Origin of the sequence: Streptomyces sp. NPDC091416, assembly GCF_044756845.1 — a bacterium.
GTDB lineage: Bacteria > Actinomycetota > Actinomycetes > Streptomycetales > Streptomycetaceae > Streptomyces.
Map to the genome: position 1 here is coordinate 465,333 of NZ_JBIVTU010000004.1, position 20,619 is coordinate 485,951.

Annotated in this window: 18 protein-coding genes; 11 read left to right on the forward strand and 7 right to left on the reverse strand. The window is 68.9% G+C overall.

The features are described from left to right. Window positions 1–29: 29 nt before the first annotated feature. On the reverse strand, window positions 30–1,115 hold the full coding sequence (locus ACIQMX_RS15570; RefSeq protein WP_402478210.1) for a M48 family metallopeptidase: 1,086 nt from the start codon (window positions 1,113–1,115) through the stop codon (window positions 30–32). 236 nt (window positions 1,116–1,351) lie between these two features. Between ACIQMX_RS15570 and ACIQMX_RS15575 the strand changes: the two genes are divergently transcribed. Then, the gene (locus ACIQMX_RS15575) at window positions 1,352–1,792 is read left to right on the forward strand and encodes a YchJ family protein (RefSeq protein ID WP_402478213.1); all 441 of its coding nucleotides are present in this window, start codon (window positions 1,352–1,354) and stop codon (window positions 1,790–1,792) included. Window positions 1,793–1,807: 15 nt separating this feature from the next. On the opposite strand, the gene ACIQMX_RS15580 is transcribed toward ACIQMX_RS15575, so the two are convergent. Then, window positions 1,808–3,880 (reverse strand): MDR family MFS transporter, encoded by a 2,073-nt coding sequence (locus ACIQMX_RS15580; RefSeq protein WP_402478216.1) that lies wholly within the window; start codon window positions 3,878–3,880, stop codon window positions 1,808–1,810. Between the two features lie 55 nt (window positions 3,881–3,935). Further along, window positions 3,936–4,763: a hypothetical protein gene (locus ACIQMX_RS15585; RefSeq protein ID WP_402478219.1), complete on the reverse strand. Its 828-nt coding sequence runs from the start codon at window positions 4,761–4,763 to the stop codon at window positions 3,936–3,938. Window positions 4,764–4,841: 78 nt separating this feature from the next. On the opposite strand from ACIQMX_RS15585, the gene ACIQMX_RS15590 reads away from it, so the two are divergent. Further along, complete coding sequence (locus ACIQMX_RS15590; protein WP_402478221.1) at window positions 4,842–6,098, forward strand: cytochrome P450; 1,257 nt, start codon at window positions 4,842–4,844, stop codon at window positions 6,096–6,098. Between the two features lie 39 nt (window positions 6,099–6,137). Here the strand turns inward: ACIQMX_RS15590 and ACIQMX_RS15595 are convergent, their stop codons facing one another. The 4 genes from ACIQMX_RS15595 to ACIQMX_RS15610 all read right to left on the reverse strand — a co-directional run bounded on the left by ACIQMX_RS15595 (window position 6,138) and on the right by ACIQMX_RS15610 (window position 9,618). Continuing rightward, complete coding sequence (locus ACIQMX_RS15595; RefSeq protein WP_363074265.1) at window positions 6,138–7,352, reverse strand: acyl-CoA dehydrogenase family protein; 1,215 nt, start codon at window positions 7,350–7,352, stop codon at window positions 6,138–6,140. A 5-nt stretch (window positions 7,353–7,357) separates the two neighbouring features. Further along, window positions 7,358–7,831, reverse strand: coding sequence for an SCP2 sterol-binding domain-containing protein (locus ACIQMX_RS15600; RefSeq protein WP_363074267.1), 474 nt, complete (start codon window positions 7,829–7,831; stop codon window positions 7,358–7,360). Window positions 7,832–7,918: 87 nt separating this feature from the next. Further along, on the reverse strand, window positions 7,919–8,182 hold the full coding sequence (locus tag ACIQMX_RS15605) for a hypothetical protein (protein ID WP_219567130.1): 264 nt from the start codon (window positions 8,180–8,182) through the stop codon (window positions 7,919–7,921). Between the two features lie 218 nt (window positions 8,183–8,400). Beyond that, window positions 8,401–9,618, reverse strand: a complete 1,218-nt coding sequence (locus ACIQMX_RS15610) for a helix-turn-helix domain-containing protein (protein WP_363074269.1) — start codon at window positions 9,616–9,618, stop codon at window positions 8,401–8,403. 1,024 nt (window positions 9,619–10,642) lie between these two features. On the opposite strand from ACIQMX_RS15610, the gene ACIQMX_RS15615 reads away from it, so the two are divergent. The 9 genes from ACIQMX_RS15615 to ACIQMX_RS15655 all read left to right on the forward strand — a co-directional run bounded on the left by ACIQMX_RS15615 (window position 10,643) and on the right by ACIQMX_RS15655 (window position 20,619). Next, window positions 10,643–11,251: a hypothetical protein gene (locus ACIQMX_RS15615; protein ID WP_402478225.1), complete on the forward strand. Its 609-nt coding sequence runs from the start codon at window positions 10,643–10,645 to the stop codon at window positions 11,249–11,251. Between the two features lie 90 nt (window positions 11,252–11,341). Beyond that, window positions 11,342–12,850: a DUF6801 domain-containing protein gene (locus ACIQMX_RS15620; protein WP_402478228.1), complete on the forward strand. Its 1,509-nt coding sequence runs from the start codon at window positions 11,342–11,344 to the stop codon at window positions 12,848–12,850. Window positions 12,851–12,927: 77 nt separating this feature from the next. Beyond that, window positions 12,928–13,878, forward strand: coding sequence for a hypothetical protein (locus tag ACIQMX_RS15625; protein WP_402478231.1), 951 nt, complete (start codon window positions 12,928–12,930; stop codon window positions 13,876–13,878). Window positions 13,879–14,581: 703 nt separating this feature from the next. Further along, window positions 14,582–15,580, forward strand: a complete 999-nt coding sequence (locus tag ACIQMX_RS15630; protein WP_363074277.1) for an ATP-binding cassette domain-containing protein — start codon at window positions 14,582–14,584, stop codon at window positions 15,578–15,580. Then, window positions 15,577–16,443, forward strand: a complete 867-nt coding sequence (locus ACIQMX_RS15635; protein ID WP_363074279.1) for an ABC transporter permease — start codon at window positions 15,577–15,579, stop codon at window positions 16,441–16,443. Before ACIQMX_RS15630 ends, ACIQMX_RS15635 begins: the two co-directional genes overlap by 4 nt. Before the next feature lie 3 nt (window positions 16,444–16,446). Next, the gene (locus ACIQMX_RS15640; protein ID WP_363074281.1) at window positions 16,447–17,250 is read left to right on the forward strand and encodes an ABC transporter permease; all 804 of its coding nucleotides are present in this window, start codon (window positions 16,447–16,449) and stop codon (window positions 17,248–17,250) included. Beyond that, entirely contained in the window at window positions 17,250–18,575 is a 1,326-nt protein-coding gene (locus tag ACIQMX_RS15645) for an MCE family protein (RefSeq protein ID WP_402478237.1), read from the forward strand. Before ACIQMX_RS15640 ends, ACIQMX_RS15645 begins: the two co-directional genes overlap by 1 nt. Continuing rightward, window positions 18,572–19,603 (forward strand): MCE family protein, encoded by a 1,032-nt coding sequence (locus ACIQMX_RS15650; RefSeq protein ID WP_363074285.1) that lies wholly within the window; start codon window positions 18,572–18,574, stop codon window positions 19,601–19,603. Before ACIQMX_RS15645 ends, ACIQMX_RS15650 begins: the two co-directional genes overlap by 4 nt. Beyond that, the gene (locus tag ACIQMX_RS15655) at window positions 19,600–20,619 is read left to right on the forward strand and encodes an MCE family protein (protein ID WP_402478241.1); all 1,020 of its coding nucleotides are present in this window, start codon (window positions 19,600–19,602) and stop codon (window positions 20,617–20,619) included. Before ACIQMX_RS15650 ends, ACIQMX_RS15655 begins: the two co-directional genes overlap by 4 nt.

Here is a 20,619-nt window from a genome sequence, read left to right on the forward strand (position 1 = left end):
CGAGGACAGCGCCCCACCCGCGCGGCTTCCTACAGCTGTACGCCGTCACGCAGCACCTGTTGCGCCACCGTCTGCCGCGGCCCGCGCAGCTCGTCCCGGATGCGGGCCAGGCCGGGCCCGTCGAGCGTGATCGTCGCGGGACACCGCGGGGCCCGGACGAGCCGCTCGACGCGCAGGGCGTACGAGCCGCTGCCGGTGGAGCCGGGCCCGCCCCCCGGAGCGTCCGGCCCGGAGGGCTGGGGCACGTCCTGGGCACGCAGACGTGCGGCGTGCGCGTTGAGCACGTCCCAGAGATCCTCGTGCGGGGCCGCAGGGGTGAGGGCCTTGGCCAGGGTGCGCTTCTCGATGGCCAGCCGGTGCATCTCGACGCCGACGGCACGGGCGAGGCGCCTGTCACGCAGTGCGGCGAGAGCGGCCTGTGAGGAAGCGGCACGGGCCGACGCGTCGTCCGCCGCGAAGAGCGCACGCCGGGCGGCCGGTTCCGTGAGCCACAGCAGCAGGCGGGCCGTCGCGGCCAGTGCCGTGCGAGGAATCCACAGCAGCCATTCACTCTTCCTCGACCGCGCGTCGAAGCGTCGCGTTCCGTCTGCCACGGCGGCGGCGCCCAGGGCGACGGGGCTGATGCGCGGCGGCGTGGCGGAGGGCTCGCCTTCCTGCACAGCCTGCGACCCGGCTGTCAGCGACCTGAGGGCCGAGCCGACGAACGCGCCGTCCCGGACGTCGCGGGTGGCGCTCGCGCCCAGCGCCTGAGCCACGGCGGCGACACGCTGCTGAGGCGGGTACGCGGCCCAGAGCGGGAGGCCCAGGACGAGGCAGCGCCTGCGGCGAAGGCCGTAGTGGATGACGCTCACGGAGAAGTCCGCGGTGAACTGGACCGCGTCGACGCGTCGTACCCCGGCGATGTCCGCCGTGCGGTGCACCAGGGCGAACAGGGCCGGTGCATCGGCCTCCCGCACGGTCGGCGCGTCGGGATCCAGTCGCCCGGACCGCGGACGCAACGGAACGGCCATGCCCAGCAGCAACACGCCGATCCACGGCTGGAAGAACGTGCGGAAACCGAGAACGGTCAAGCGCAGGCCGGTGAGGAACAGCCCGGCCGTGACGAGATGGACCACCCCCGCCACCGCGTACGCGGCTGCTGTCGCGAACCTGACACTCGTCGTGCTCGAAGATCGGCTGCTTCGGTCGGATGTCACGTGGCCCCCCGGCATTGAACGACTGTTCCCGCTCGAACATACGCCGGTCCGATCCGCATCGGGCGGCAAGGAACAAGCGATCCGAGCCCGCTCCGGGGGTCTGGCCGATGACGCCCGGCACACGGCCCGGCGCCGCCGCAGGACACAATGGACCCATGTCCCGACGCACCACACGCCCACGGCGCCCCGCCGCCGCGCCCGTCCCCCAGGTCACAGCCGCCTCGCCGTGCCCCTGCGGGCTGCCCGCCGCCTACGCCGAGTGCTGCGGGCGGTTCCACGCCGGAGCGGCGGCGCCGACGTGCGAGGCACTGATGCGCTCGCGGTACGCGGCCTTCGTCGTCCGGGACGCCGCGTACCTGCTGCGCACCTGGCACCCGGACCACCGGCCGGCCGTCCTCGACCTCGATCCGGCACAGCGCTGGGAGGGCCTGGAGATCCTGGGGACGACGGAGGGCAGCGCCTTCCACACCACGGGAACGGTCACCTTCCGCGCGCACTGGACGGACGGCGGCCACCGCGATTCGCTCCACGAGAAGAGCCGCTTCGTCCGGTACGGGGGCGCCTGGGTCTACGAGTCCGCCGTCTTCGCCGACTGAACCCTCACGCGCGGGTCAGACCGGTGCGCCCGCCGGGGCCACAGGCGCGAGTTCCTGTGTGAGGTCCTCCGCCAGCAGCCGCTTCGCGATCACGTCGACCGCGGCACGCAGCCGGGCGTCGTCCGCCTGCTCCCGCTGGTCGCCCAGCTGTTCGGTGAGCCAGCGGGACCAGGCGTCGTTGATGGTCCTGGCCTCCCGGCTGCCCGCCTCGGTGTGCGTGAACAGACGGCCGTCCCCGGTGAGGTAACCCTCCTCGATCATCCGGTCGAAGACGGGCACCAGGACCTCCGGCGGGATCCGGTGCCGGTCCGCGATCAGCCGGAGCCCCGCGTGGCCGACCATCCGGGTGAACAGCTCGACCTGCATGACCGCCCAGGCCCCCGCCATGTCGAGCCGGGTGTCGGACGCGGCCACGATCCGCCGGGCCGTGTCCGGGTCCACCCGGCGCAGGATCTTGGCCACCGAGAACTCCAGCAGCCGGGCGGAGTCCCCGGCGCTCGGGGAGGCGAACCCCTCGCCCATGTCCGTCGAGCCGGCCCGCGCCGTGTCCCGCAGCTTCACCTCTTTCAGGAACAGCGCGACGACGAAGCCGAGCACCGCGACCGGAACCGTCCACAGGAACACCGTGTGCAGGGTGTCGGCATACGCCTGCGCCAGCGGGGCCGACTGGGCATCGGTCAGTGCGTGCAGCCTCTCCGGGCTCTGCGAGGCCTTCGCCACCACGGCGGGATCGCCACCCGCCCGCACCGCCGCCGCGACCCCGTCCTCGAGGTTCGGGCCGAGCGAGTTCGCGTAGATGGTCCCGAAGACCGCCGTACCGAAGGAACTGCCGAGCGTACGGAAGAAGGTCACGCCCGAGGTCGCCGTACCCAGGTCCGCGTAGTCGACCGTGTTCTGCACCGCGATCGTCAGCACCTGCATGGACAGACCGATGCCGATCCCGAGCACCAGCATGTACAGCGACTCCAGCCACACCCCGCTCTCCGGGCCCATCCGGGAGAGCAGGAACAGACCGGCCGCCATGATCAGCGTGCCCACGATGGGGAAGACGCGGTACCGGCCGGTCTTGCTGACCACGTTGCCGCTGAAGATCGAGGCGGCCAGCAGACCCACGACCATCGGCAGCGTCCGGACCCCCGACAGCGTCGCCGAGTCCCCGTCCACATACTGCAGATACGTCGGCAGATAGATCATCGCGCCGAGCATCGCGAAGCCCACGATGAAGCTGAGGATCGAGCAGACCGTGAAGACCGGGTTGTTGAACAGCCGCATCGGCAGCATCGGTTCCTTCGCCCGGAACTCGACGAAGCAGAACGCGGCCAGGGCGGCCAGACCGAGCACGAACAGGCCGATGATGACAGGGGAGCCCCAGGCGTACTCGTTGCCGCCCCAGCTCGTCGCCAGGATCAGCGAGCTCGCCCCGACCGTGACCATCGTGATGCCCAGGTAGTCGATGACCGGCCGGCCCGCCGCCTTCACGGACGGGATGGTGCGGGCCGCCGCGATGACCACGACGATCGCGATCGGGACGTTGACGTAGAACGCCCAGCGCCAGGTCAGATGGTCGGTGAAGAGGCCGCCCAGCAGCGGTCCGATGACGGTCGAGACACCGAAGACGGCACCGATCGCACCCTGGTACTTGCCGCGGTCGCGCAGCGGGATCACATCGGCGATCAGCGCCATCGACGTGACCATGAGACCGCCCGCGCCGATGCCCTGGAGGCCGCGCCACACGATCAGCAGTGTCATGTTGGTCGCGAGACCGCAGAGGAACGAACCGGTGATGAAGATGATCGCCGAGAGCTGGAAGACGATCTTCCGGCCGAACAGGTCGCCGAACTTCCCGACCAGGACCGTCGCCACGGTCTCCGCCAGGAGATACGCGGTCACCACCCACGACATATGGGCGGCGCCCCCGAGGTCCGAGACGATCGTGGGCAGCGCGGTGCCGACGATCGTCTGGTCGAGAGCGGCCAGCAGGATTCCCAGCACGATCGTCGCGAAGACGATGTTCCGGCGGCGCGGATCGAGCAGGGGCGGTGCGCCGGCAACCTGCGCGGCGGGGGCGGTCTCGCTGGCAGTGGTCACCCTTGCACCCTCACACCGCCCCCTGTCACCCGCATGCGGGGGACGGCCGGACGTGTCAGCCCAGCAGGTCCTTCAGCGACGCCTTCATCCGCGCGACGAACGCCTCCCGCACCGGTTCACCCACCCGGTCCAGCGAGAGATACGGATTGAGGTCCTCCAGCTCGACCAGCAGCAGCTCGCCCTCGGCGGTCCGGCACGCGTCGACCCGCTGTATACCGTGGTCGAGGGTGTTCCAGTCGACGAACGCGCGCGCGAACGCCAGATCCGCCGCGCTCGCCCCGTACGGCTCCAGCACCCACCGCTGCTCCGGGTGCGGTGCGTTCAGCGCGTACTGGAAGTCGTGGTCGACGAAGTAGAAGGACACCTCGTAGCGGAAGTCGATCCGCGGCTGGACCAGCTGCGTACCGTCCGCCTCGGGCGGCAGTTCAGGGGTACGGACGAACCGCAGCCCGACCGAGTCCGCGCCCAGCTTCGGCTTGATGACGTAGCCCTCGGCCTCGGGGAGCAGCCCCAGATCCGCCGCCCGGTCCACCGTCGGGATCACCGGATACCCGGCCCGGCTCAGATCGACCAGATACTGCTTGCCCGCCATGTCGCCGCGGCCCGTCAGCGGGTTGTAGACCCGCGTGCCCAGCTCCCGGGCCCGGGCGCAGAACGCGTCGTACGCCTCCTGGTAGTGCAGCACCGGGCCGCTGTTGCGTACGACGACGGCGTCGAAGCCCTCCAGCAGCGCGGCGGCGTCGCGGGGATGGCAGAGAGCGACGTCGAAGTCCTCGCGGAGCCGGGCCGTCAGATGGATGTCCTCGTCGCAGTAGCGGCGTCCACGCGCTTCGTAGGCGAGATCGGTGACGAAGAGAACGGACGGGCGCGGGCCGGCGGGCATGGTTCCCCCAGGGGGTGTCAGGTCGGACGGTGGGTCAATAACCTGGGCGGCGTTGCCCGTCAACGACCCTGGAGCGTCATGACATCTGCCCCACAAGAGTCACTCGCCTCGCAAGCACCACCCGTGCCCGACATTCTCTCGCCCGCCTTCGCCGCCGATCCCTACGGGGCCTACCGGATCATGCGTGAGAGCCACCCGCTGATCCTGCACGAGGCCACGAACAGTTACGTCGTCTCCCGGTACGAGGACGTCGAGCGGGTCTTCAAGGACAAGGCGGGGGAGTTCACCACCGACAACTACGACTGGCAGATCGAGCCCGTCCACGGCAGGACCATCCTCCAGCTCAGCGGCCGCGAGCACTCCGTGCGCAGGGCCCTGGTCGCCCCGGCCTTCCGGGGCACCGACCTCCAGGAGAAGTTCCTCCCGGTCATCGAGCGCAACGCACGCGAGCTGATCGACACCTTCCGGCACACCGGCGAGGCCGACCTCGTCGACGCGTTCGCGACCCGCTTCCCCGTCCTCGTCATCGCCGACATGCTCGGCCTGGACCAGGCCGACCACGACCGCTTCCACGGCTGGTACACCACCGTCATCGCCTTCCTCGGCAACCTCGCGGGCGACCCGGAGGTGGCGGCGGCCGGCGACCGGACCCGGCAGGAATTCGCCGAGTACATGATCCCGGTCATCCAGGAACGCCGGAAGTCACCCGGCGACGACCTGCTCTCCGCGCTCTGCGCGGCCGAGGTCGACGGCGTCCGGATGAGCGACGAGGACATGAAGGCGTTCTGCAGCCTGCTGCTCGCCGCCGGTGGCGAGACCACCGACAAGGCCATCGCCTCGATCTTCGCCAATCTGCTCACCCACCCCGAGCAGCTCGCCGCCGTACGGGAGGACCGCAGCCTCATCGACCGGGCCTTCGCCGAGACGCTGCGCCTCACCCCGCCGGTGCACATGATCATGCGGCAGACGGCCGTCGACGTGGAGCTCGGCGGCGGCCGGGTGCCGGCCGGGTCGACCGTCACCTGTCTGATCGGCTCGGCCAACCGGGACGCGGCCCGGTACCGCGACCCGGACCGCTTCGACCTCTTCCGCACCGACCTGACCAGCACCACGGCGTTCTCCGCAGCCGCCGACCATCTGGCGTTCGCCCTCGGCCGGCACTTCTGCGTGGGCGCGCTGCTGGCCAGGGCCGAGGTGCGGACCGGGGTGAACATGCTGCTCGACGCGATGCCCGATGTGCGGCTCGCCGACGGGTTCATCCCGTCCGAGCAGGGCGTGTTCACCCGCGGACCGGCGTCGCTGCCGGTGCGGTTCACCCCGGTCGCCGGGCCCTGACCGCGCGTCGGTGCCCGGTCGTCGGCCCATGACCCCGCGTCAGCGGATGTGCCGACCCGAGATCGCCCGCGCGATGACCAGGCGCTGGATCTCGCTGGTTCCCTCGAAGATCGTGTAGATCTTGGCGTCGCGGTACATCCGCTCCACCGGATGTTCGCGGCTGTACCCGGCGCCCCCGAGGATCTGGACGGCCTTCTCCGTCGCGGCGACGGCGAGTTCACCCGCGCGCAGCTTGGACATGGAGCCCTGTCCGGCGTCGAAGGTCCGGTCGTTGCGGGCCATCCAGGCGGCCTGCCAGATCAGCAGCCGTACGGACTCGATCTCCGTACGGATGTCGGCCAGCGCGAACGCGATCGACTGGTTCTCGATGACGGGCCGGCCGAACGCCTCGCGCTGTCCGGCGTACTCCAGTGCGTACTCGTACGCCGCGCGTGCGATGCCCAGCGCCTGGGCGGCGACGGTCGGGCGGCTGACCTCGAAGGTCGCCATCGCCGCCTGGCCCTTGGCGTTGCCGCCCTCGCGGGCACGGGCGAGGCGGGCGTCCAGCTTCTCCTTGCCCCCGAGCAGACAGTGTCCGGGCACCCGGACGTCGTCGAGGAAGACGTCCGCCGTGTGCGAGGCGCGCAGGCCCAGCTTCTTGATGGTGCGGCTCGCCTCCAGACCCTTGGTGGCGGGCGGCACGATGAACGCCGCCTGTCCGCGGGCTCCGAGCGAGGGGTCGACCGAGGCGACGACGACATGGACCCCGGCGATCCCGCCGTTGGTGATCCACGCCTTCTGGCCGGAGAGCACCCATTCGTCCTTGGCCTCGTCGTAACGCGCCTTCGTGGCCATGGCGGAGACATCGGAGCCGGCCTGCGGTTCGGAGACGCAGAACGCCGCCACCTTCGGGTCGTCCTCGTCGCCGTAGCACTGGGGCACCCACTCGGCGAGCTGGTCGGGGGTGCCGGAGGCGAAGATGCCGGCGACGGCGAGGGAGGTGCCGAAGAGTGCCATGCCGATTCCGGCGTCGCCCCAGAACAGCTCCTCGTTGGCTATCTGGAGCGAGAGGCCCGAGGGGTCGCCGTACATGTCGGCCAGCGACTCGAATCCGTACAACCCGATACGGGCCGCTTCCTGGATGACGGGCCAGGGCGTCTCCTCGCGGGCGTCCCATTCGGCGGCCGCCGGGCGCACCACCTGGGCGGCGAAGCCGTGCACCCAGTTGCGCAGATCCTGCTGTTCCTCGGTGAGAGCGAGGGAGAAGTAGCTCATCGGCCTCAGGCCTTCGGGATGTCGAAGTAGCGGGTGAGGCCGGAGGCGAGGCCGACGTCGCCGGCCACCTTCAGCTTGCGCATCATGAACATCGTCACGGGGTTGCCGTTGCCGGAGACCAGTTTGAGGAACTCGGCGTCCGCCATCACCAGCGTCGTGCGCGGCTCGGTGCCGGAGCGGCCCTCGCTGATCGTGCAGGCGCCGTCCGCGATCGCGGTCTCGTAGACCGTGTCGGAGTCACCGGTGATCTTCCAGCGGATCAGCGCCTTGAGCTGTCCCGCCGCCTCCGGGCGGAACTGCTGCTTCATCCGGCCGAAGACCTCGCCGAGCACCCGGGCGCGCAGCTCGCCGTGCATGACCTCGCCGAGCTGCTTGGCGGACAGGCCCTTCACGATGCGCGCGAACTCCTGCGGGGAGACGGCCGCGAAGTCGAGTGCGGTCAGTTCGTCGGTGAGGTTGCCGCTGCTGTTGTCGGCCACGCCAGTTCCTTACTCTGGAGTAAACTTACTTCCGAGTAAGGTAAGCGCATGGCGCCGCCTCCGCAAGGCGGAGGCGCTGCGGGGAGGTCACCAGGAGCTGCCGGGGCGCACCGCCAGCCGGGGGTGGTGGGCGGCGAGCACCTTGTTGGCGCGGGCCAGCTCGGAGAGGGCCTGCTCCCGGTCGGCCTGGTCCTCGATGTCGAGCCGCGGGCCGCGGAAGCTGCGGACCTCGCGCGCGGCGCACTCGGCGTCGAACTCCGCCTCCAGGATGTGCGCCGGGATGCAGGAGCCGATCAGCGCCGCGATGCGGTCCGGGATCGGTACGGGGACGAGCAGGTGTGAGGCGGTCATGGGGGTTCCCTCTCGAATGGTGGCCAGGAGGTCGGGCGTCGCGGCCGCCGGGTGGGCGGCCGACTCCTCCATATGTACGGGACGCAGTTCCAGGTTTCTCGTTGAGAACGTCTCCGTGTGGCAACCGTTTGGGAGTGACCGGGTATTTCCCTTTACTCGTAAGTAAGTTGACGCGCAGTGAAGGCCGTGATCCGGCCGGAAGCCGTTCTGTGTGCGGACTACGGAGTGGTGGAGTCCCCGGTGCGGGCCCGCAGCTGAAGTGCTCGCAGAACCGCCTCGGTGGAGAACCTGCTCTCGGGGTCGATCAACTGCTCACCGAAAATGGACTCCAGGTTGCGCATGCGGTAACGGACCGTCTGGGGATGCACGTCCAGCAGTTCGCCCATGTGGGCGGCGGTGCCCCGGGTGTCGAGCCAGATGCGCAGCGTCTCGATCAGCCGCTCCCTCCGGGTGGCGCTGATGCCCGAGATGGGCGCGAGTTCGCGTTGGGCGAGCTGGTCCAGGAGGACCGGATCGGAGAGCAGCCACAGGGTGATGAGGTGGTCCTCGCACAGGATGACCGGTGCGTCGTCGATGACGCCCGCGTCGACGAGTTCGAGGACCCTCCTGGCCCAGCGGATCGAGTCCGCGGCCAGGGCGGTGGGAACGGTGAGCCCGATCGCCGCACGGGTGCCGAGCAGTGTCTGGTCGAGCATGGTTCTTCGTGCGTCGTCGAGCGGTCCCGGGATGAGTAAATGCGGCTGGGGATCGCTGAGATCGACCAGGATGTCGCGGTCGGCGCTCACCCGGTCGAGCCCCGCGGGCGCGCGCGTCGCGACGAGGGTGACCTCCTCGGGGAGTGTCCACCCCGTCTGCTCGCACAGTTCGGCGATGGCGGAGCGGGGGACGGGGCGCCCGGCCAGGATGAGGTGCAGCAGGCGCCTGCGCATGGCTTCGGTCTGTTCGCCGCTCTGCGACTGCACTTCGAGGAACCCCTCACGCGAGAGGGACTCGAGCTCGTCGATGTAGGTGAAGAGGGCGTCGGCGAAGCTGAGCATCAGGGTCGGCGAGAAGCTGTAACTCCGGCCGACCTTCTTCACCCGCCGCAGCGCGACACGGGCGCCGAGCCGGTACGCGCCCTGGAGCGTTTCCATGGTGCGGCCCTCGTAGGCCTCGAACCGCCCGAAGCGACGGCACATGTCGTCGCGCAACGAGGTCGACGTGGACGGTTCGGCGACCAGATCCACGAACGAGGCGAGGCTCTGCTCGACGCCGACCCGAATGGCCTGGCCGTTGGGGCCGCTGAGCAGGCGGGCGTACTCCGGATAGGCCCGGGTGACCTCGACGCCTATCTCCTTGATGAGGCTCGGCAGTTCGGGCCGCATGATGGCGGCGAATTCCTGGGGAAGCGGTCCCAGCGGGTCCCCTGTGTCCAGTGGCGAAATGACTCTCGGCATGACGTGTCCCCTCGCTCTCCGGCGCCCGGTGGGGGTGAGGCAGTGGGGGAAAGCGCTCCCACGAACCGACAGGTGCGTACCAAGTTCGCGATGAAGATAGACCAAGTCAGTGGCCGTGCCCACCACTTGTGCAAGATCGAAGTGCAAGGGCCACACAACTTGGCCTTGTCGTGGCGCTCCGGTGCAGGTAGGGCGGGAGTGCTCACTTCCGGACAATATTTTCGGCCGTTCGATCCTGAGCGGGTGAGAGGGGTGGCAACCGATGTCCGCCTGTTCGGGGCAGGCGCCGTGCGCCCTTCGCCGAGGCCGCCCTCCGCCGGCGAGCGGCCGACGACGCGGAAACCTCGGGGCTGCCGCCTCGCCCGCTCTCGACGCAATCCGTTCGTGGGTGGCGGAATCGGGCTTACGGCAACGCGAATTCACCTGCTCAGGAACTGACAAGGTCCGGTCCCCGACTCGGGACAGGAAATCCGGTGGAGATATCCGGCGACGGAATCCTGCTCGCTCCGTGCCGGGCATTCGTCCGCCCGCGTCGGACCCCGGGCGGCGAAGAGCGTTCCGTCGAGAGGGGAGGCCGTAAGGAGTGGAGCCCGGGCCTCGCCGGGCGGCTCCAGGTGATCTCCGCTGGCGGGGGCGCTGTCGCCGCGCGGTCACCGGCGGCCGAGTCTGCCGCGAGGGCGCGTCACGGGGAACCGGTGCCGGCGCTGCTGTCCGGCGGCGGGCCGGTACCTCGCCCGTGCCCCGGCCCTGCTGCGATTTTGCGCAGCAAGTGACAAGTACACCTGGGGGAGTTAGTAAGCCGGGTACGAGAAAAGAACTCGGTCCGAGCAATTTCGGCTGGCGGGATTGTGCTCCAAGTTTCCCGCAAGTAACGTCACGGCCTGTCACAGATTGTGTGTGGCCGAGAGTGTACGTCTCCCCTTCGGAGAAGTGGTTCATAGCCGTGCTTCGTGCCCCTTGGGCAGCCGTGAAGCGCGTCCCCGCAAGCAGTGCAACCCGCATTGTCGAATCGGAGGAACTAACTGTGCGTAATACCCTCAAGAAGATCGCCGTCGCAACCGGCGTTGCTTCTGCGGCTGTCGTACTCACTGCCACCCAGGCGATGGCTTTCGCCGCCACCACGTGGACCGTCACGGGCGGGGCCTTCACGGCCGTGTCGACGAACACGGTCCTGTCGGTGAACGGCCTGCCGCTCACCTGTCCCACCGCGGGCGCGGCCGGTTCCGCGGCCAGCGCCACGGGCAACCCCGCCACGGTCGGAAGCATCACCTCGGCCACCTTCGGGACCACGGCCAGCCCCTGCACCAGCGCACTCGGCCCGGTGACGCCCGTCGCCACCACCTCGCCGGCCTGGCAGCTCGTGGCGCAGGACTACACCTCCGGCGTGACGACCGGCTACATCAAGAACATCCAGGCCAAGCTCACCGTCCTCACCTGCACCTTCAACGTCACCGGTGAGGTCAACGCCAAGTTCACCAACAGCACGAAGAAGCTCGCCGTCTCCAACTCGACGCGTGTGCTGACCGTCTCGACGGCCACCGCGGGATGTGCCGGGATCGTGGCCGTCGGCGACCACCCGACCTTCACCGGTGACTACTCCGTCACCGGAATCACGAGCATCATCGGAACCTGACGGGCCGCCGGGTAACCGAGAGCTCGGCAGACCGCACGGCGGGATTCCCGCCGTGCGGTCTGCGGCCCCGACAGAAGGGAATCACGAGGGATGATGATGCGCGGTACGACGGGGCGGAGCCGTGGGCACCTGGCAGCACGGGGCGGAGCCGTTCTGGCCGCGGTCCTCATGGCCGGAATGATTCCGGGTGCGCAGGCATCGGCCGGCGGCGACCGCGAGGTCCAGTCCGAGTTGACGTACGGCTGTGACTTCCCTTCGGGCTCCAAGCCGGTCACGGTCCGGGTGTCCGCCACGGTTCCGGAGAAGGCGACGGTCGACCAGCCCGTGCAGCTGAGGAACGTGAGAACCGAGCTGACGCTGGACGGGGAGGCGCTGGCCGATCTGCCGGATGCCGGAGCGGCAGGTTCCAGGGCGAAGACGCAGCTGACCGTCGACGTGGCGCAGGGCGACCGGACCGCCGTCACCACATGGGCCGGAACCGCCGAGAACCCGGTGGCCGTCCCGGAATCGGAGGAGCTCACCTTCTCCTCCGCGGGTGAGGTCCCCACGGTGACCGCCGGAGCCTCCGGTGACCTCACCTTCACCGCGGCGAAGCTCACCGCGTCGATCACCCCGCCGGCATCGGACGGTGCATCGGCCGAGCCGCCGGCCGTACAGCTGACCTGCACTCCGGCGCCGGACCAGGACCTGTCCCTCGTCTCCGTGCCGGTCGGCGCGGGCCCCCGATGGTCCTCGCCCGAGCCCTCCGGGTCCCGGGAAGGCAAGGCGCCGGCCGGCGGCGTCGCCCGCAACGGCGGCGTGAAGCCCGAGGTGGGCGATGCGGCCGAGCCGACCCTCCAGGACGGCAAGGCGCCGCGCTGTGTGGGTGACGCGGAGGACCAGCTCAGCCTGAACGCCTATGTCACCGGGTACGCGAACGTCGCCAAGCTCAAGAGCGCCACTCTCTTCCCCGTCGCCTGCACGCAGATCCACCAGGGAGCGACGTCCATCAAGTTCCAGGACGGTCATCTGCATGTGTTCCAGGAGTCGACGGCGATGCTGGACTATCAGGGGCAGCCGAAACTGCCCCCCGCCACCGGCACGTTCCTGACCTTCGGCTTCATGCCGACGACCGCGACCATGGAGATGACCCAGATCCCTCCGGCCGCCGGCCCCGACGGAAAGCCGCTGCCCAACATCCACTCCGACCTGACGATCCTCAGCCCCGGCAACAGCGTGGGCACGACGACCATCGACATGCAGCTCCAGCTCCGTCTGTACGACGTGAAGGTGAACGGCGTCCCGCTGGACGTGGGTCCCAACTGCCGTACGGCGAAGCCCTTCGCGCTCCCGCTGCGGGGGGAGATGCTGCTGAAGGACGGGGTCCAGACCGGTTACACGCTGGTCACGGGCGGCGCTCTCGCCGGCAAGGTCACCATTCCGCCCTTCTCGGGATGCGGTGTGGGCGAGGACCTCGACGACCTGTTCACCGCCTCCATCTCCGGAGTCCCCGGTGACGTGAAACAGATCCAGGCGGCGCCCTGCGCGGCCGCGCAGCACGACCCGAACGTGTGCACGGAGGACGGCCAGCCGGTGCGGGTTCCCAAGCCGCAACGCTGAAGCCGCGGCCGTCCGCCGCTCTCCATGCCGGCACGAGATCATCCCATTCGCTCGGACCACCATGAATTGAGGGAGTAATGAGAGCTGTCCCGAAGAAGTGGCGTAACGGACTGTTCGCCGCCGCCGCCGCTGCGGTGATCGCGATTCCACTGACTCCGCTGCCCGCCTCCGCCGCCGCCGCGAACCTCAACGGGGACTGGGCGCCCTTCTCCCGCTGTCCCGTCGACGATCCCGCCATGCTTGCGGCGGACGGCCAGGACTTCGTCGCCTCCTGTGTCTCCTCGTACTCACCCAGCGGTGAGTTCAAGCTGGGCACGACGGAGGCGACCACCGGCTCCAACGACATGCAGTTCGGCGTCATCCAGGACACCGCGGCCGGGACCTTCAAGGTGATTCCGCCTGCTGGCGGGGCGCTCGTGAGCGCGCCGACGGAGATTCCCGGCGGGCTGCTGGGACTCATGTGCCCCAGCGACATCCCCGTCGTCAGCGCGGTCTGCGGCCAGATAACCAGCGTCGCCCTGAACAGGGTGACGGCAACGGTGGAATCGGCGGGCGCGCCCACGGAGTTCAACCTCCCGGCCGGTCTGAGCGTCGGTCAGCCGATCGTGAAGCTGCCGGTGCGAATCCACCTGGAGAACTCGCTCCTCGGCTCCAACTGCTACATAGGGAGCACCGCCTCGCCGGTGATCCTGCGCCCGCAGAACGCCACGGCACCCGCCGTCGCCATTCAGCGCTTCGACGGTGACGGCACACGCAACGCGACCGGCGGCGCCATGCTGAGGTTCGCCCTGACGGGGAACACCCAGCAGGACACCACCTTTGCCGCGCCCAAGGCCACGGGCTGCGGTCTGGGCGGAGTCCTCAGCTGGGCGGTGAACCTGAAGGAGGGGCTGCCGTCCCTCTCGGGTGACAACCACCTCACGCTCAACAACGCCTCGACGTACAGCGCCGCGCTCACCGCCCCCGGGCTCGTCCTGCCCAACGCGGGCAAGGTGCTCTCCCAGTACTGGCACTCCGCGGCGAAGTAGCGCCGGCCGGGACGACGCATCCGTCCTTGTCACTCCGTGCGTGTTCCCGGTGCACAGGCCCCTGCCCGCCCCGATCAGGAGATTTCCTGGTCGGGGCGGGCTTTGGCATGTCGCGGCATGTGCGGGGGCCACTTCGCGCGAGGACCGGGAGGCTCATCTTCGTATAGGTTTCGCGCGCCGAATACTCACTCGGGGACAAGAATTCCCGTCGTGCGAAGTGCCGTGCAGAAAGTTCGGGAACCGCTATTGCGAAGGAAGGTTACCGACCCGTAGCGTCCCAGGTGAGCAGCACGGAAACCTGTCCGCGGCTGTTCGTTCGACGCCTGCGGAGTCCAGGTCCTGCCCCCCTTGACCAGAATTCCGCGCCGGGAATGCGTCAGCCTCCGAAGTCTCTGTCCTGGGGGCGGCGCTCCCACTGTCGGGTCCCCATGGCTCCAGCCCCCACGGACCCGGGGTCCCGATCCGCACACCGGAGATCTTGCGCAGATTCCGACAAAGCCCGTGAGCGGGTTTGTCACTCGGTGACAAGTGATCCACATCGAGCACATGGTTCGTCGATCTCCGCTGTTCAACGGCTTGTCCTGGCGGTTTCGACGGACATAACGTGCGCCTCCTGGTGCATGTGTGACGAGCCGCCATTGGATTTCTCAGAGCCGGAGCGCTGACAGATGACTTCGTTCACCGATACGTCGAGGGAGGGCCGATGGGAATCGAAGTAGTCGTTGAAGGCCTTACGAAATCCTTCGGTAAGCAGAACATCTGGCAGGACGTCAGCCTCACCCTGCCCGCCGGCGAAGTGAGCGTGATGCTCGGTCCTTCCGGCACCGGAAAGACCGTCTTCCTCAAATCCATCATCGGCCTGCTCAAGCCCGAGCACGGGCGGGTGCTCATCAACGGCGTCGACATGGTGAACAGCCCCGAGCGCAAGATCATGGAGACCCGGAAGCTGTTCGGTCTCATGTTCCAGGACGGTGCGCTCTTCGGGTCGATGTCCCTCTTCGACAACATCGCCTTCCCGCTGCGTGAACACACACGCAAGCGGGAATCGGAGATCCGCCGGATCGTCATGGAGCGGATCGACATCGTGGGTCTCCTCGGCGCCGAGGACAAACTGCCCGGTGAGATATCCGGCGGCATGCGCAAGCGTGCCGGCCTGGCCCGCGCACTCGTGCTGGACCCGCAGATCATCCTCTGCGACGAACCCGACTCCGGACTCGACCCGGTCCGCACCGCCTTCATCTCGCAACTGCTGATCGACCTCAACGCGCAGATCGACGCGACGATGCTGATCGTCACCCACAACCTGGACATCGCCTCCACCGTCCCGGACAACATGGGCATGCTCTTCTGCCGCAACCTCGTCACCTTCGGGCCGCGCGAGGTGCTGCTCACCAGCGATCTGCCCGTCGTCTCCCAGTTCCTCGCGGGGCGGCGCGAAGGCCCCATCGGGATGTCCGAGGAGAAGGACGCCGCCACCCTGGCCGCCGAGGAACTCAACGGTTACGGGCAGGGCATCAGTTCGGCCAACGCCCCGCGCACCGTCGTCCCGCAGCTGGAGCCCTCTCCGGGTCTGCCCGTGCGCCAGGGCGCCCTGCGCCGCCGGGAGCGGGTCATGTCGATGATGGGGCAGCTGCCGGAGGCGGCCCGTACCGCCATCCTCAACAGCTACGGCCCGGCAGCCGCGGGCGGTGGGCGCCCATGACGGCCCCCATGCCGGTGATACCCCCGGGGCAGCCGGGGGACCGGCCCCCGGCCCCCGCCCCGGTCCCGCAGAAGGCGCCCGAGGCGCCGCGTCCCAGCAAGGCGCTGGCCCCGTTGCGTGAGACCGGCCGGCTGTTCGCGCTGGCCGGGACCGTGTGCCGCGAGACCTTCCGACGGCCCTTCCAGGTGCGCGAGTTCATCGAGCAGTTCTGGTTCGTCGCCAGCGTCACGATCCTGCCCGCCGCCCTCGTCTCCATCCCGTTCGGCGCGGTCATCGCCCTCCAGGTCGGCTCGCTCACCCAGCAGCTCGGCGCCCAGTCGTTCACCGGCGGCGCCAGCGTCCTCGCGGTCATCCAGCAGGCCAGCCCGATCATCGTGGCGCTGCTGGTCTCCGGGGCGGCGGGCTCGGCGATCTGCGCCGACCTCGGCTCGCGCAAGATCCGCGAGGAGCTCGACGCGATGGAGGTCATGGGCGTCTCGCCCGTGCAGCGCCTCGTCGTCCCGCGCGTGCTGGCCACCATGCTGGTCGCCGTCCTGCTGAACGGTCTCGTCTCCGTCGTCGGCACCCTCGGCGGCTACTTCTTCAACGTGATCATGCAGGACGGCACCCCGGGCGCCTATCTCTCCAGCTTCTCCGCCCTGGCCCAGCTGCCGGACCTCTACGTCAGCGAGATCAAGGCACTGATCTTCGGCTTCATCGCCGGCATCGTCGCCGCCTACCGCGGACTGAACCCGCGCGGCGGACCGAAGGGCGTGGGCGACGCGGTCAACCAGTCCGTCGTCATCACCTTCATGCTGCTGTTCTTCGTGAACATGGTCCTCACGGCGATCTATCTCCAGATCGTCCCCGCGAAGGGGAGCTGACCGATGTCGATGCTCAGCTGGCTGGACCGGTCGGGTGACCAGCTCACCTTCTACGTAAGGGCCCTGGTCTGGATCCCCCGGACCCTGCGCCGCTACCTCAGGGAAGTGCAGCGGCTCCTCGCCGAAGTCGCCTTCGGCAGCGGCGGACTCGGTGTCGTCGGCGGCACCATCGGCGTCATGATCGCGATGACCCTGGCCACCGGCACCGTCGTCGGACTCCAGGGGTACGCCGCCCTCAACCAGATCGGCACCGCCGCCTTCACCGGCTTCATCTCCGCGTACTTCAACACCCGTGAGATCGCCCCGCTCGTCGCCGGCCTCGCTCTCTCCGCGACCGTCGGCGCCGGCTTCACCGCACAGCTCGGAGCCATGCGGATCAACGAGGAGATCGACGGTCTGGAGTCGATGGGGGTGCGCTCCATGCCCTACCTCGTCACCACCCGCATCATCGCCGGGGTCGTCGCCATCATCCCGCTGTACGCGATCGGGCTGCTCTCCTCGTACGTCGCCTCCCGCTACGTCACCGTCCTGTTCAACGGGCAGTCCGCGGGCACGTACGACCACTACTTCAATCTCTTCCTCTCGCCGCAGGACGTCCTGCTGTCGGTGCTCAAGGTGCTGATCTTCAGCGTGATGGTGATCCTCGCGCACTGCTACTACGGCTACCACGCCACCGGCGGACCGGCCGGAGTGGGCGTGGCCGTCGGCCGCTCGGTGCGCAACGCGATCGTGCTGATCAGCGTCACCGACTTCTTCCTCTCGCTCGCCATCTGGGGCGCCACGACGACCGTGAAGGTGGCCGGCTGATGACATCCCGGACCACAAGGAGCACCAGGGCCGCGAGGACCGCCGGCCGCAGAACCGCCGGGGTCGCGTTCTTCCTCGTGCCCGCCGTACTCATCTGGGTCTCGGTCTCCGTGTACGAGAAGGACTTCGTCCACGACGCGACCGTCACCGTACAGACGTCGAGTGTGGGCAACGAGATGCACGACAACGCCGACGTGAAGCTGCGCGGCGTCGTCATCGGGCAGGTCCGCACCATCGCGGCCGACGGCGAAGGCGCCCGTCTCACCCTGGCGATCAAGCCGGACAAGCTCGACCGGATTCCGGCCGACGTCACCGCGCAGATGCTGCCGACCACGCTGTTCGGCGAACGGTTCGTGGCCCTCGTGCCGCCCGCCGTTCCGTCCGCGCAGTCGCTGCGGGCCGGCGCCGTCATCCCGCAGGACCGCTCCAGCAACGCGCTCGAACTAGAAGAGGTCCTCGACAACGTCCTCCCGCTGCTGACCGCGGTGAAGCCGGAGAAGCTCTCCGCCACCCTCAACGCGGTCTCCCAGGCACTTCAGGGCCGCGGCGAGAAGCTCGGCGACACCCTCGTCACCCTCGACGCCCACCTGAAGAAGTTCAACCCGCAACTCCCCACGCTCAACGAGGACATCAAGCAGCTCGTCAAGGTGAGCGCGCTGTACGCGGACGCCGCCCCCGACGTCCTGGACGCGCTCACCGACTTCACCGTCACCAGCGGAACCGTCGCAGAACAGCAGGCAGAACTCGCCGACCTGTACGGCTCCACCACCGCATCCGCCAGGGACCTCACCGCGTTCCTGGAGAAGAACAAGAACAACCTCATCCGGCTCGCGACCTCCGGCAGGCCGACGCTGGAGACCCTCGCGAAGTACTCCTCGGAGTTCCCCTGCACGCTGCGCACCATCGCCGGGTTCGTGCCGGCCATGGACAAGGCACTCGGCAAGGGAACCGACCGGCCGGGGCTCCACGTCACGATCAAGGCCGTGCCCTCGAAGGGGAAGTACGTGGCGGGCAAGGACACCCCGGTCTACAACGCGACCGGCGGACCGCACTGCTACTCCGTCCCCTATGTCGGAGACACCGTGCCGACCGCCGACGCCCGGACCACCGTGGACAACAGCGGCACGGCGGATCCGGAGACGGCCGCCCCCGAAGAAGCACCGGCGGCCGGGGCATCCCTCGGCATGCCCAACTCCCCGCAGGAGAGCCGGCTCGTCAACGAACTGGTCGCTCCCTCACTGAAAGTCCGGCCGCAGGCCCTGCCCGAGTGGAGCAGCGTGCTCATCGGGCCGGCCTTCCGCGGTGTGGAGGTGAAGCTCAAGTGAAGCGCCGCTCCCTCGCGGGACCGCTCGCGAAATCGATCGTCTTCATTCTGGTGACGGTCCTCGCCACCACGGTGCTGGGGCTGTCCATCGCCAACACCGGTGTCGGAGAAACCCGTTCGTACCGGGCCCGGTTCACCGACGCGACCGGCCTCATCGTCGGCGACAGCGTCCGGATCGCCGGCGTCAAGGTCGGACAGGTCGAGTCCGTCGAGGTGGCCGACCGGCGCCTCGCCGAGGTCCGCTTCAACGTGGAGAAGAGCCGCAGACTGCCGGCGTCGGTGACCGCGTCGATCAAGTACCTCAACATGGTCGGCCAGCGATACATCGACCTCGACCAGGGTGCGGGCCCCGTCGGCAAGAGCTTCACCGCGGGCGCCACCATCCCGCTCTCCCGCACCACCCCGGCCCTCGACCTCACCCAGCTCTTCAACGGCTTCCAGCCGCTCTTCGAAGGGCTCTCCCCGCCCGACGTCAACCAGCTGGCAGGCTCCATCGTCCAGGTGCTCCAGGGCGAGGGCGGCACCGTCGACAGCATCCTGCAGCACGTCGGATCGCTGACCGGCACAGTCGCGGCCAAGGACAAGGTGATCGGCGAGGTGATCAAGAACCTCAACACGGTCCTCAAGACCGTCAACGACCGCGAGGCCGGCTTCAACGACCTGGTCGACACCCTCCAGGCGCTCGTCACCGGATTCTCGGGCGACCGCAAGCCGCTCGGCGAGGCCGTCACGGCGATGGGCGCGCTCACCACCGTCACGGCCGACCTGTTCAAGGACGGGCGCAAGCCGCTCAAGGAGGACATCAAGCAGCTCGGCCGGCTCTCCGACCGGCTCGCCGACAACTCTCCGAAGATCGAGAACTTCCTGGACAGGACCCCGGCCAAGATGGAGGCCATCAGCCGCCTCGCCTCGTACGGCTCGTGGCTCAACCTCTACCTCTGCGAAGCCAAGGTCGGCGGAGTGACGACGAGCGACGGCAGCACCCCGCCCACCGGCATCGAGATCACCCAGCCGAGGTGCCTGTCATGAGAATCAAGCCCGTACGCGACCGCAACCCCGTCGCCGTCAGCATCGTCGGACTGCTCGTGCTCGCCCTCCTGGGATACGGGGCCTACCGCGCCGACTCCCTGCCCTTCATCGGCGACGGCACCACGTACAGCGCCGACTTCACCGAGTCCGCCGGGCTCGACGAGGGCGACGAGGTGCGGATCGCCGGAGTGAAGGTCGGCAAGGTCACCGGTGTCTCCCTCGAAGGCGCCAAGGTCAAGGTCACCTTCAAGGTCAAGGACGCCTGGATCGGCAACGCCAGCACCGTCGGCATCGCCATCAAGACGCTGCTCGGCGACAAGTACCTCGCCGTGGACCCGCTCGGCGAATCGCCGCAGAACCCGGACGAGCGCATCACGGCCGGCCGCACCACCTCCCCGTACGACGTCACGCAGGCCTTCAACGGGCTCGGCGAGACCATCGAGGAGATCGACACCGCGCAGCTCGCCAAGAGCTTCGAGACGATCTCCGCCACGTTCAAGGACTCCCCGCCGAACGTGAAGAGTGCCGCCAAGGGACTCTCCGCCCTTTCCAGGACCGTGTCCGAGCGTGACGCCCAGCTGGCGACCCTCCTCAAGGGCAGCAAGCAGCTCACCAAGACCCTCGCCAACAAGAAGAGCAGCTTCGAGACCCTCCTGGAGGACGGCAACCTGCTCCTCGGCGAGATCCAGGCCCGCCGCGACTCCATCCACCTGCTGCTCACCGGCACCCGCGACCTGAGCATCCAGCTCACGGGGCTCGTCACCGACAACAACAAGCAGCTGAAGCCCACGCTCAAGGCGCTGGGCCGGGTCACCGCGGTGCTGAACAAGAACCGCAAGAGCCTCGACAAGGTGCTCGCGCTCTCCGGCTCGTACAACAGGCTCGTCGGCAACACCCTCGGCAACGGCCGCTGGTTCGACAACTACGTCTGCGGCGTCGTCCCGAAGAACTACCTGCCCGCCAACACCCCGCCGGCGACCGGATGCATGCCTCCCAAGCAGGAAGGCGGGAGCTGA